Here is a 13,375-nt window from a genome sequence, read left to right on the forward strand (position 1 = left end):
GGTTGTGTTGTAAATTATCATCTTTTTTGGTGGTGACGACAAAATGCTTGTTCACAAATTAATGAATAAAATCATTGTCATATAAGTGACAGGTGGGTGATGGTCACACTAATCAACATTATTTTTTACATTTACTGACAATGTACCATTGCGTTTTTTAGACTTGTGATATAATTAGCAACATGAAAAGAGAAAAAAACAATTAAATATCAATAAATAATGGGCTGAGATATGCTTAAAAATTCGCTAAAGATTAGCAGTCAAGGATATCCAGTCTTTTTGAAACTGGTCGATTTTATTGTAATTAATATTACGTTAATTTTTAGCGCCCATCTGTTAGATATGGTGCCGTTTAAGACCATTGTCATTCTGAGCATCCTCTTCTCAGTGTTTTTCCTGCTGCTTGCTGAATACACAAAAATGTATCAGCAGAAGATAAAAACCATCGGCATACGCAACCAAAAACGGCTGCTTTTTTGTACACTGTTGGCAATCTCGTTCAACGAAGTGATCAGCATGACGGTGGCCGAACCGGAGTCACTTGGATACCTGACAAGCCTGACACCGTCTTTTTTATCCCCAATTGTTTACTGGTATTTCATTCCTTTACCTTTTCTTTATTTTATTCGTTTTTTTATTTTTAAATATTCAACGAAAAAAAGCATTCGTGTGGCGATTATTGGTCTGACCGACAACGGTGTGGCAGCAGAAAATGCGTTGATAGCTGAATACTCCAATATCAAATTAGATTTGGCTTTTTATGACGAACGCGCGTTGTCCCGCTGTGGTGATATCGTGGATAAGATAAAAAGTCCCTTTCGCGGCCCGGTCATTAATCTGGTTGAAGAGGCTAAGCAAGGGAATATCGACGAGATCTATATCGCATTGCCGATGGTGGCATTACATCGTATTCGTCACTTTTTGGCCATGATGTCAGATACCACGGTAGATACCTATATTGTTCCTGATTTTTATACCTACAGTAACAATATGTCCAAGCTGCGTTCGATCCACAACCTGCAAACCATTGGCATCTTTAGCTCACCGTTTGAAGGAGCCGGTTCATTTATTAAACGTGCGGAAGACCTGATTCTCGGTAGCATCATTATGGTGATGATCTCCTCACTGATGTTAGCGATTGCTATTGGTATTAAACTTACCTCTCGTGGCCCGGTGTTTTTCAAACAAGATCGATACGGCCTGAGTGGACAAAAAATTAAGGTATGGAAGTTTCGCTCGATGCGAGTTATGGAGAATTCCGATACGGTTATCCAGGCCACCAAGAATGATCCGCGTGTGACAAAATTTGGTAGTTTCTTGCGACGCACCTCTCTGGATGAACTCCCGCAATTCATTAATGTGTTGCAGGGAAGTATGTCTATTGTCGGTCCCAGACCTCATGCGGTTACGCATAATGAACAGTACCGCAAACAGGTCGAAAACTACATGATCCGCCATAAAGTTAAGCCGGGGATCACCGGGCTTGCGCAGATTAACGGTTTCCGTGGGGAAATCGATGCACTTTATAAGATGGAAAAGCGCGTCCAGTATGATATTGAATATATTCAAAACTGGTCGTTATGGCTGGATATAAAAATTATTATTAAAACTATTTTCAAAGGATTTGTCGGTAAGAATGCATACTAAATTAATAGTTATTACCGGAATCGTGATATCGCAGTCCGCATGGGCTGATTTAACGCCGAAATCACACATTGGCTTTGCGGGGATCGACTTCCAGGGCAAAGTTGCTGTGGATTACGGTTATGATGATAACGTGACTTATCAGCCCCATAACCGCGATGCGATAGGGTCGGCTTTCCAGAGCGCGGCGCCGGTGTTTAGTATGATCGGTGAGCGCGGCCAGGATAAGTATTTGCTAATGTATTCAGGCGATTATCGTAACTACTCAAGCGATTCTGCCGATAACTATAACGACCATTTTTTCCGTTTTAACGGTGCCTGGCGTTATGGGCAAATGCATGGCTTAACCCTGAATCTGGAAGATTCAATTGGGCATGAATCTCGCGGTCGCGATATCACTGAGGGTTTTTTGCCGAGCCAGTTCCGTCAGTATGGAATTAACTCTCCGCTGACGAATAATTTTATCAACAGTGAGTTGCGCTATAGCTATGGCGCACCAGATGGACGCGGTAAAGCGGAACTGGCGCTGTTATATAAAAAACTGACGTTCGGGAATACCTCGGATGTGCAGGATACCAGTCCGGATTTTTACAATTATATTCAGCAGCAGGAATGGCATGAAAATAGTCTGGTGGCTGAAGTTTTTGACCAATACACATCCAGAACGCGCTTTCGCTATAGCTTTATTACGAACCAGCGTCACTATGATAACAACTCAGAAAAAGACAGTAATGAATACTATTTGCTTTACGGTCTGAAATCGCAGTTGACGGGGAAAACCAACGTCGACATGAATATTTCATGGCTGTACAAAACATTTGAAAATGCCGCAAACTCGAGTGATTTTAATGGTCTAAACTGGGATATAAAGGGGGAGTGGAAGCCGTTAAATCAGTCAGTCTTCACCGCCCACTCTGCTCAAAGTATTAAAGACCCCTCGGAAGTTGGGGGGTATATCTTAGTGACTGAGTATGGGATTTCTTATCAGCATTTCTGGCTGGGTAATCGTTTTTCTACTTTGCTGGACTACTCATACACCACGGAAGACTATAAAAAACAGAACAAGGATCGACATGATAAAAATGGTGTATTTAGCGTAACCATGAGCTATGACTACACGCCGTCTGTCAACTTTGAGATTAAATATCAATTAGATACATTGAACTCGAATAAGGATACTGATTCGTTTTATATCGGTCCCGACGACAGTAAGAAAGTCATTAGAACGTTGGGTTATGATAATTCTATGATTATGCTTAAAGCTAAGGTTCAGATCTAAAATGAAAATAATAGAACTGTGCGCGTTTTTCCTATTCAGTATCCTGTTGGTCGGATGCACAACGTCCAGGCCACCATTAATGGACGATCCTGCTGCGGTGGCAGAGGATTACCGAATTGGGGCGGGGGATACTGTCAATATCGTTGTTTACGGGGAACCCGAAATGACGATGAAATTTATCGTGGATAAGAGTGGAACAATAAACTTCCCTTATATCGGGGTGCTGGGTTTAAAAGATAAAACACCAGAACAGGTGAATAGTGAATTAACTCAACGCTTACGCAATGGGTATATGGTTAATCCCATGGTGACCGTGAGTCTTGCCGAGTTCCGCAAGTTCTACGTGTCAGGGGAAGTGAAAAGCCCGAATGGATTCGCCTGGGAGCCGGGACTTACCGTAGAGAAAGCGATTGCTCAGGCGGGGGGATTTACTGACCGTGCAGATCGCAAAGATATCAACCTTCGCCTCTCCGGTAGCAATCAGCTACTTGAGAATGTTGATTTAACGCACTCTGTTCGTCCTGGGGATGTCGTGATTATTGGCATGGGGTTCTTCTAACGATGAAACTATCTATAGTGGAAAACGGCAAGCAACGAGAAAACTCCGACGATTTCTCCCGCTTTGCCAAAGAACTGAAAAAGAACGCCTGGAAAATCGCGCTGGCCGGCATTATTGCCGGGGTGGTGGCGTATCCCTTGATCAGCATGATGTCATCCAAGTATGTCTCGACGGCGACGGTGCTGATTAAGGCACAAGCCGATAACGTTTCGCCGTTTCCTCAGGTGGATGGTTTTGATTCAACGCGGAGTGGTTACTACGAAACGCAATATGCGCTGATGCAGTCGCGCATTATCCTCGAGCAGGCGGTCCGCGATCTGAAGCTGGATGAAAACCCGGATTTTACCGGGGTGAAGCCCGGCTCTGGCAGTGAAGATCAGCAACTGAGGGTTGATCAGGCGCTGAAAACATTGTCGAAAGACCTGAAGGTCATCGGTATCCGTACCACCAATCTGGCCTCTATTTCTTACGAGTCTTCTTCGCCTCAACTTTCCGCTGAGATAGCCAATGGCGTCGCTCAGGCTTTTATCAACTACACGGTAGAACAAAAGCGTCTGAAAGCAGAGCAGGCTCGCAATCTCAACTTTGAAAAAATGGAAGAGATTCAGCAATCGATAGCGAAACAAAAAGAGGAAATGGATAGCTACCTGAAAAACTCTGGGCTGCTGACCTTCCGCGGTATTGATGGCTTTGAAACAGAGCAGTTAAGCATTGTGACCAACCGTCTTGCCGATGCGACCCAACGCCGTGTCGCCGCGGAGTCTGTTTACAATGAAGTCAATAGCCGCGGGAAATCTTCAGGCGATATTATTTCGCTGCCATCAGTTTCTGACCATGCGCAGATTCAGGATTTACGCATTGCGCTGATCCAGGCGCAGCGCACGTTGTCGGAACTGCGCAAAGTGTATGGGCCTAAAAGTGCCAATATTTTAAAAGCAGAAGCCGATGTGCAATCAATACAAAATCAAACGGGTCGGGTACTGGGTGAGCTAAAACTTGGCTTACGTCAGCAGTATTTGGCCGCGCTGGCCGACGAAAAGAATTACCAGCAGCAGGTTGCTGAGCAAAAAGAGATCTTCCAGAAGATGGCATCAAAACGGGATGCCTATAACAGCCAAAAATTGGCGTTAGATAAAATGGAAGATCTGTATAAGACGCTTTATCAGCGGACTCAGGAATTGTCGCTGTCTGGGGTGAATGCGGATGCGGTGCTGTATGATCCCGCCGTTCCTCCGTTAAAGCCGTCTAAGCCGAATAAATCGCTGCTGCTCGTGATGGTGGTGATGCTGGTTGTGGTATTCAGCATCATGTATTTCATCGTCAAAGCGGCAATGGATAATTCAATCAGCACCCTGAGCCGTCTGAAGAAACGTCTCAATATCGAGCCATTGGGCGAAATTCGTCGATTTACCGGTACTTCGGGACGCGCACAGGTGCGGGATATGATACTGAAGAACCCGCTGAATGCCGATATCATCCACGGTATTCGTACCCGAATTATGCTGGATAATCGGCCGCTACAGACGATCGCTATTGCTTCGGCGGAGCAGGGTGAAGGGCGTTCCCTGTTGGCGAATCTGTTGGCCAGCTCATTCAGCTTCGATCAGAAAACGTTGCTTATTGATGCAGATTTCTTCAATACCAACGGCCTGTCTTCTGAGCTGGCATCGGCGACGTCTGCCGGAGTGGCGGAACTGTTGCGCGGAGAGGCTCCGCTTGAAAAGGCACGGATTAAGATCGCTGAAAATCTTGATTTCATCCCCCACGGTAAGACGACCATTTCCTCGTTACTGATGCTGTCGTCAGAGCACGTTGAACCCGTGATGCGCGAACTGAAGTCGCAGTATCAACGCATTATTATTGACGTTGCGGCGGTGAATCAAAGTCAGGATATCCAACTGATCAAACGAGCCGTTGATGGGGTTATCTTTATCGTGAAAGCCGGGACCGGTTCTGCGGAGAATATCGCCAGCGCACTGGATAAGATTGAGGATAATCAGGGCGTGGTGATTGGCGCGGTGTTGAATGCGGTCGAGGAAAAAAACCTTGAAACGCAGGAAGGGTTGCGCTCATTGAACTTCAATACCGACCAACTGATGACTACGCCAGGTCGTGTATGAGTTTACTGAAGAGCGCTTCTACGATAGCCAGTTCATCAGTCGTTTCGCAGCTGATTGGTGCGCTGTCTATCTGGTTGATCTCACATAAGTACGATATGGCAGAGGTTGGGCTGTATGCGCTCAACTACAGTATCGCGGTGGTGGGGGCACAGGTGTGTACCTTTGCCTCCCAGCTGTTGATTCCCAAACAGCAGGATGACGAGCTGGCGCAAAATGTAGTGTTCTGTTTGCTGCAAAGCGCGCTCATTGCCTTACCGTATGCCGTCCTGACCGCGTGGTTGTTTCACCAGAACATACTGTTTCTCTATTTGCTGACGCTTTCAACGGCGTGGGCGTTAATATCGGAAAACTTATCGCTGCGGACAGCCAACTTTTATTTTCTGATCTTTCAGCGTATTTCTGTCTCTGTGGTGGTGGTGCTCTCGGTACTGCTCACGCACCAGGTACAGACATTTTACTGGTCGTGGGCCTGCGCCATGATAGTGCTGACCACCAGCTGTATTTTACATTCGTTTGATATTCGCTCGGTGACGTCGCAGCATTTGCGCCCGGCAAGTAATTTGCGATTTTTTAAACAGAATATTCATCACATCACTAAAGTCGGTAGCGCTGAGGTGCTGGCAATGGCGAGCAGTAACTTGCCTATTATGCTGATTAACTTCTGGTTTTCGGCGCTGACGGCGGGGTATTTTTCCGTTGTAAGCCGGTTCTGTCTGGCACCGGTAGTGATTATCGGCAACGCGGTACGCAATACCATTTTTTCTAAATGGTCCATCGACTTCAGAAATAACACCTTCAATTATCAGGAGTATACGAAGGTGCGTATGCTGCTGTTAGTGCTGGGGGTTGTCTGTACCTTAGGCGTCTTTATTTTCTATCCCATTGTGATGCGGCTGGGTTTTAGCGAAGACTGGATTAACTCCATTGAGACGTCGCGCTACATGCTGCCCTATTTGTTCCCGGCGCTGGCGATAAGTCCTTTAACGGTGATTGAGCTTATTTTTGGCTCGCACCGCTATTTTCTGCGTATCCAACTTGAGCAGTTGGCGATTGTGCTACTGGCGTTTGTGGTCGTTCCCTATTTTTACCCTGATTACGCGGCATCAGTAATATTGTTCTCTTCACTGACATTTATTCGCTATGCGTTCATTTACCTGAAAATGAACAAGCGGGCCAATCTCCTGAAAAACAAGCCGGTGACGCCATGACACTGAATACCGGGAATTATTTACAGGTCTACACCTTTATAACGCTGATCCTGTGTGGTCTGGTGCAGTATTTCACCGGCATGCAATCCGTGTTGTGGCTCCCGTTTTTCCTGACATTACTGATGGTGGGATTACTGGTGATGCAGACGCGAAACGGGGCGCTGCGTCTGGATGCACAGGAAACCATTATCCTTGCGCTGTATTTTTCCTTTCTGGTGCTGGCGGGAACATCGACCCTGATTCAGGGCGGGGTCACCGTGGCAATTGTGGCCTTCAAAAATGAAATCGCGTTATCGCTGGTGATGGTTTGTTTGCTGTTGGGTTTTTGCCGTGAATCGCAGATATATCGGGCGACACGCTATCTGTACTGGGTGTTCTATGCGCAAATCCCGGTGATGATTTATCAGGTTTTGCTGGTTGTTCCTCAGCGTGTGGCTGTGCGCGGGGAAGATGAAAAATGGGACTCCGTGGTAGGCACATTCGGCGGAGACCCAATGGGTGGCGGCAATACGGCGGCGATGGGGTTATTTTGCCTGTTAATTATGTTGCTGAAACTCTCTGAATATAAGCACGGGCTTACGACGTTTAAATCCGCAGCGCTGCATATCATCCTTGGAATAGGGTTATGCATCATTGGTGAGGTCAAGTTTGTCATCCTGCTGTCACCGATATTTCTGGCATGGGTGTGGATATCGCCGAGCTATGTTAAAGATGTCAGTAAGGTAAACCTGAAGACGTTATTCGTCATTGTGGCAGGAATGCTGGTGCTCATCGGCCTGTCGATTATGATACTGGCCTGGTACTATTCTTCCGCTTTTGGCAGCGATCCGACGAAAGGCTCATTAAGCATTTTTATTGATTCATTGAGTTATATCTTTGATCCGAACTACATCATGTCGACCGGAGAGTTGGGGCGTTTCACAACGTTTCTGTTCTGGTTAAAAAATAACGATCTATGGGGACTGTCGGGCACATTATTTGGCTATGGGCTTAATGCCACAAACAGTGGTAGTACGGTCTCCCCTGGGTTTTTGAACATTATTTATAACCTGATTTTAGACTCGACTGCTCTGAGTATGCTGCTGTGGGAAGTTGGCATTATTGGCACGCTGCTGTTTATTGGCTTGTTTATTTATATTCTGAAAGTATGCCAGCCAAAACCAGTATTGATGCTGGAACAGTTGGATAAACAGGATCTGCAGTTGCTGAGCTTTGCGCCAGCATTTAACGCTTTCGCTATCAGTTGTTTAATCAGCTTACCTTACAGCCAGATATTGATGATTACGCCGATGTTACAGTTTTTGTTCTATTTATCGCTGGGGGCGAGCTTAGTGATTCGTCGAACCGTACTTCGCAGTGCAGGGGGATGGCATGGACAATAAGCCATTTATTTCAGTGAGTATTAAGACGCTCAACGAATCTAAAGGTATTGAGAAAACGATCGACAGCATTCGGCGTCAGTTGGTCGGGTATCCGCATAAAATTATTGTGGCTGACAGTCTGTCGACAGATAACACCCAGCAGTTGGCTGCCAATAAGGGCGTCACGGTAGTGTCACTCACCGATCCAGGCGATCGCTGTTGTGGGGTGGGCCATCAGTTGGGCTATCTGTACAGCGAAGGGGAATATTTATTACTGATGGATGGCGATATGGAGCTGGAAGAGGGCTTCATTGACCAGGCTGTTGCCTTTTTGCAGGCAGAACCGGACTATGCCGGGGTGGCCGGTACCGTCGAAATGGATGATGCCGTTAACTATGAATTTAAGTCTCGTAAGCAGCGGATCAATAAAATCTATCCTCTTGGCGATAGCGATCATCTGGGGGGCGGTGGACTGTATCGTCGGTCGGCAATTGAAAAAATTGGTTATCTGACCAACCGTAATTTGCACGCGTATGAAGAGGCTGAGCTGGGTCTGCGTTTAATCGATGCGGGCTTTAAACTGCGGCGTTTGGATATTCCTTACTTCAGCCATACCTCACATACGCTGCCGACGTTTAAGATGCTGGCGCGCCGCTGGTCCAGCGGTTATTACCAGGCTCCGGGTGAGCTTTTGCGTTGTAGTTGGGGGAAACCCTGGTTTTCCCAGTCATTCAACATCGTGAAGAATGAGGCGGTATTTGCGCTCTACCTTATTCTCTTATTTGTTGCGCTGCTCACTTTTAATATCAACGTGTTTGCCGTTGCGCTTCTCCCATTACTTGCATTTGCCTTGTTGAAGATTGTGCAAAACCGCTCGTTAACAGATGGGCTGCAAAGCGTTATTAATTTAATCGTACGCTCAGCGGGGCTGATCAAAGGTATTTTTTATCCGGTACGCGATCCGCTGACTCCGCCCAACAGTAAAATCATTCATGAATAACCGGGGCAGGCGCCATGAAAGTATTATTAGTTAACAAGTTTTTTTTCATCAAAGGCGGCGCGGAAACGGTTTATTTTCAAGAACGCGACATGCTGAAACAGGCTGGTGTCCAGGTCATTGATTTTTCCATGCAGCATGAGAAAAATTTCCCCTCTGATTATGCGGATTATTTCGTCAGCAATGTCGATTACCATCAAGAGAGTAATCTGTTGGGGGGCATCAAAACCGCGGTTAACTTTATTCATAACACCCAGGCCTGCAAAAAAATGCTGGCGCTTTTACAAAAAGAACACCCTGATATCGTTCACTTTCATAATATTTACCATCAGTTGACGCCGGCGTTGATTAAAGTGGCGCGTAATTTTGGTTGTAAAACGGTGCTGACGGCGCACGACTATAAGATTGTCTGTCCTGCATACTCCATGTTACGTGATGGGAAGGTGTGTGATGCCTGTATCACCGGTACCGTTTTCAATGCCTTCCGCTATCGCTGTCAGGAAGGCTCTGCCTCGAAAAGCTTGCTACTCTCGTTAGAAGCGACCTGGCAATACATTGCCCAAAATTATCAGGCTCTGGATGTGATTGTTTCACCCAGCGTCTTTTTACGCGGCGTGTTACTCCGAACGTTGCCGAAATCGCGAATCGATGTGATCGTCAATGGTGTTGATGATAGCCAGCCCATTGATGAGGTCGTCGATGACGGTTATATACTGTACTTCGGCCGCCTGAGCCGTGAAAAGGGTGTGGCAACGTTGCTGGCCGCTCATCAGAAAATGCGTAACCCGGCTCCGCTAAAAATAGTGGGCCACGGTCCGTTGCATGACGAGTTAGTGGCGAAATACCCGGACGCTGAATTTTTAGGTTATGTACAACAAGGGGATGCCCTCAATACGCTCATTAAGCATGCCCGCGTGGTGATCCTCCCCTCTGAATGTTATGAAAACTGCTCAATGGCGGTACTGGAGGCGATGTCTTTCGCGAAACCGGTGATCGGGTCGCGCATTGGCGGGATCCCCGAACAAATACGCGACGGTATTGAAGGGCTTTTATTTGAGCCGGGTAATGCGCAGGAACTGGCGAAGGCGATGGATGCTCTGGTTGATGACCCGGATAAAGCACGCGTTATGGGCTTACGGGGTCGCGCGCGCCTGAGTGAAAAATATGCGCTTAGCAAACATATGGATACCTTACAGGCGCTATATAAAGAACTTCTGAGCAGGCCATAGAATGAGTAAAAAAATAACGGTTTTTGGTACCCGTGGTATTCCGGATGTATTGGGCGGTGTGGAAACCCACTGCCAGAATCTTTATCCGGCGATTAAACAACAGTTTGACGTTGATATTTGTGTTATCGCCCGCTCGCCGTATGTTAGCTACAAACGATCTTCTTATAAGAAAGTTGAGACCTATGCGCTGTGGGCACCTAAAAAACGGTCACTGGAAGCGATTGTGCATTCCGTTTTAGCGGCGTTTAGAACCTGTGTCGACGGTTCTGATATTGTGCATGTCCATGCTATAGGGCCGGGTTTGGTGATCCCATTATTACGCGTGTTAGGTAAGAAGGTTGTTTTTACCCACCACGGGCCTGATTACGATCGTCAAAAATGGGGATTTGTCGCCAAAAAAATATTGCTGCTGGGTGAACGCTGGGCGGTGAGATATGCCAATGAGGTGATAGTGATTTCTGAGGTCATTAACCAACTGATTCAGAAAAAACATGCTCGCTATGATGCGCATTTGATTTTTAACGGCGTCAATAAACCCCGTCCGTTATCAGATCAAACCCTTCATGCCACACTTGCCCGCTTTGGACTCGAGGCGAAAAACTATTTCGTGGTGGTCGGACGGTTTGTGGAAGAAAAGGGGATGCATGATGCTATCGCTGCGTACAAACAAAGTGGTTTGCAACAGCCGCTAGTGCTCATTGGCGATGCCGATCACCCAACGGAATACAGTATTCGACTCAAGCAGCTTGCCGCTGATACCCCTGGCGTGGTGATGACCGGATTTTTAAGGGGAGATGAACTTCAGGCGGTGTTTTCGCAGGCCAGGCTTTTCGTTATGCCTTCCTACCATGAAGGACTACCGATTGCGCTTCTGGAGGCGATGTCGTATTCCCTCCCGGCGGTGGTGAGCGACATTCCCGCAAATTTGGAAGTGCAGTTGCCGTCTGAGGCCTATTTTCGGGTCGGCTCATTGTCCAGTCTTGCTGATAAATTAACCGCCTGGGCCAACGCAAATAGCATGGACTATCATGTCTATTTGCAAAATTATGACTGGCAGGAAATTGCCAGAAAAACAGTCAATGTCTATCACTCAATTGATAAAGATATAGGTTAATTTTGACCAGTCCTCAGAATCGCCCCCCCGTCATCGAACGATTTTATGCGCAACTTGATGAGCATATATCGGAGGGACTGACTCCGGAACAAAAAGACGGGATCGAGAAAGCGATCGTCGCCAGCACTCTGGCATCAAGACATCGAATCGATATCCGCAGAAGTTTTCCATTTTTCGGTAAACGCTTTTATCTGGTTTTTTTATTCGGCAGAGACTTACGTCAGCGGCATCGTCAGGAGTCGACCTTATCGACCATGTTGCTCACTTTTTTGCTGCTGCTAGGTACGCTGTTTGTCACCTGCTGCGTATTACTGACGCTATACATGATCAAATCCGCATTGGGTATTGATGTATTCCAACATTTTCACGTGGGTATTTGGGACTGGTGGTTAAGCCTGAAAGACCGCTAGTGTTAACAAACCTGTGGAGGCGTCACTGCGATGAAGTGTAAATGGTTTTCTGCGCTGTTGTGTCTGTTCTGTCCGCTGACGGTACTGGCCGCATTAACGACCGTAACGCCCAAAGCATTGACGGGCCCACTGACAAACCCAGGTATCGGGGTCGCCAGTTTTCATCAGGGATACGGTGAAACGCTTGGACTGGCGGATTATCCCGACACCGGCTTTGAATATGAGCGCTTTTACTGGCGTGACCTTGAGCCTGTCGAAGGCCAGTACAATTTTGCACTGGTTGATGACGCCTTCAGGTATGCCGCGGCGCATCGACCGGCGATGAACGTCGGACTGCGCTTTATGGCGCTTGCTGAGCCGGAAACCGGTTCACAAATTCCCGACTGGTTGATTAAAAAAGGCGTAAAGGGAACCTGGACGCCGGACAAAAAAACCTTTATCCCTGATTTAGACGATCCTCTATTTATTGAATATAGCCAGCGCCTGCTGAACGCGATGGGTAAGCGCTATGATGGTAACGAGAACCTGGCTTTCGTGGATATCGGCATGGTGGGGGCGTGGGGAGAGTGGCATAACAGCAACTTCCCGATGCTGAAGCCATTGCTGGAGCGCTACACCACGGCGCAGTTAGATCGCTATGTGACGATGCATTTCTCTGCTTTCCCCAACACGCCAAAAATCATGTTGATGAGTGGTGGGCAAAGTCTGGCGAATGCGGTCGCGCGCGGGGCGGGCTGGCGGGCGGACTGCCTGGGCGATCTCCGCGTGTTTTCTGCTTCATGGAATCATATGGCGGATGATTATCCGCAACGGCTGCAGGCCGCACAGAAAAGCTATTCAGGATTTAACGATGCCTGGAAACATGCGCCAGTGAGTTTTGAGATCTGCTCGTACATGCAGGACTGGAAAAATACGTTTCACTATACGCGAGAGGAAGTGCAGGGGATTTTTGACTGGGCGGTGAAGCAGCACACCAGTACGATTAACCTGAAATCGAGAACAGTGCCCCGTGAGTATCGTCCAATTGTCGACGAGGCGCTGACAAAACTGGGCTATCGGTTTCGCTTAGCATCCCTGAGCCATGAGTCAGTCTGGGAAGGTGGACAAGAACTCACCCTGACAAGCACCTGGTATAATGAGGGTAATGCGCCGATTTACCTGCCCTACAGGCTGGCATTTCGTCTGGTTGATGAGGCCAATAAGGTGGTGGCACAAGGGAATGTCCCGGAAGATATACGTCAGTGGCTGCCCGGAGAGCACCCACTAAGTTACCCGATGCCGATGCCCGGGACGCTGCCAAAAGGGAAATATGCTCTTGAAGCGGCGATAGTGGATAAATCCGGTGCGGCAAGAATTAACTTTGCCAATGAAGGGAAGCAGAGCAACGGTTGGTATCGCGTCTCTGCGGTAACGGTGAAGTAACCTGCCGTAGTAAGGAGCCTGGCCATCAGGCT

Annotated in this window: 11 protein-coding genes; all 11 read left to right on the top strand. The window is 47.4% G+C overall.

Translation table 11 applies throughout. The features are described 5' to 3' along the window. Positions 1–231: 231 nt before the first annotated feature. The 11 genes from RYZ59_RS07150 to RYZ59_RS07200 are packed head-to-tail and all read left to right on the top strand — an operon-like array spanning position 232 to position 13,343. Complete coding sequence (locus RYZ59_RS07150; protein WP_318045802.1) at positions 232–1,647, top strand: undecaprenyl-phosphate glucose phosphotransferase; 1,416 nt, start codon at positions 232–234, stop codon at positions 1,645–1,647. Further along, positions 1,637–2,923 (top strand): outer membrane beta-barrel protein, encoded by a 1,287-nt coding sequence (locus tag RYZ59_RS07155; RefSeq protein WP_137383560.1) that lies wholly within the window; start codon positions 1,637–1,639, stop codon positions 2,921–2,923. The genes RYZ59_RS07150 and RYZ59_RS07155 overlap by 11 nt, the downstream gene beginning before the upstream one ends. A gap of 1 nt (position 2,924) precedes the next feature. Beyond that, positions 2,925–3,482 carry a polysaccharide biosynthesis/export family protein gene (locus RYZ59_RS07160; protein WP_202037964.1) on the top strand — a complete coding sequence of 186 codons (558 nt, stop codon included), beginning with the start codon at positions 2,925–2,927 and terminating at the stop codon, positions 3,480–3,482. 2 nt (positions 3,483–3,484) lie between these two features. Beyond that, positions 3,485–5,602, top strand: coding sequence for a polysaccharide biosynthesis tyrosine autokinase (locus RYZ59_RS07165; RefSeq protein ID WP_318045805.1), 2,118 nt, complete (start codon positions 3,485–3,487; stop codon positions 5,600–5,602). Further along, positions 5,599–6,810 carry a capsular biosynthesis protein gene (locus tag RYZ59_RS07170; RefSeq protein WP_318045807.1) on the top strand — a complete coding sequence of 404 codons (1,212 nt, stop codon included), beginning with the start codon at positions 5,599–5,601 and terminating at the stop codon, positions 6,808–6,810. The genes RYZ59_RS07165 and RYZ59_RS07170 overlap by 4 nt, the downstream gene beginning before the upstream one ends. Then, positions 6,807–8,192 (top strand): capsular biosynthesis protein, encoded by a 1,386-nt coding sequence (locus tag RYZ59_RS07175; protein WP_318045809.1) that lies wholly within the window; start codon positions 6,807–6,809, stop codon positions 8,190–8,192. The genes RYZ59_RS07170 and RYZ59_RS07175 overlap by 4 nt, the downstream gene beginning before the upstream one ends. Beyond that, positions 8,182–9,171 (top strand): glycosyltransferase, encoded by a 990-nt coding sequence (locus RYZ59_RS07180; RefSeq protein ID WP_202037968.1) that lies wholly within the window; start codon positions 8,182–8,184, stop codon positions 9,169–9,171. Before RYZ59_RS07175 ends, RYZ59_RS07180 begins: the two co-directional genes overlap by 11 nt. A gap of 14 nt (positions 9,172–9,185) precedes the next feature. Beyond that, positions 9,186–10,397 carry a glycosyltransferase family 4 protein gene (locus RYZ59_RS07185; RefSeq protein ID WP_318045811.1) on the top strand — a complete coding sequence of 404 codons (1,212 nt, stop codon included), beginning with the start codon at positions 9,186–9,188 and terminating at the stop codon, positions 10,395–10,397. A gap of 1 nt (position 10,398) precedes the next feature. Further along, positions 10,399–11,511 (top strand): glycosyltransferase family 4 protein, encoded by a 1,113-nt coding sequence (locus RYZ59_RS07190; protein ID WP_318045812.1) that lies wholly within the window; start codon positions 10,399–10,401, stop codon positions 11,509–11,511. Between the two features lie 2 nt (positions 11,512–11,513). Further along, positions 11,514–11,921: a hypothetical protein gene (locus RYZ59_RS07195; RefSeq protein WP_101742956.1), complete on the top strand. Its 408-nt coding sequence runs from the start codon at positions 11,514–11,516 to the stop codon at positions 11,919–11,921. 30 nt (positions 11,922–11,951) lie between these two features. Next, positions 11,952–13,343 (top strand): DUF4832 domain-containing protein, encoded by a 1,392-nt coding sequence (locus RYZ59_RS07200; protein ID WP_202037971.1) that lies wholly within the window; start codon positions 11,952–11,954, stop codon positions 13,341–13,343. Positions 13,344–13,375: the final 32 nt, after the last annotated feature.

It is taken from the genome of Citrobacter sp. HN-141 (assembly GCF_033341895.1).
Lineage (GTDB): Bacteria > Pseudomonadota > Gammaproteobacteria > Enterobacterales > Enterobacteriaceae > Citrobacter.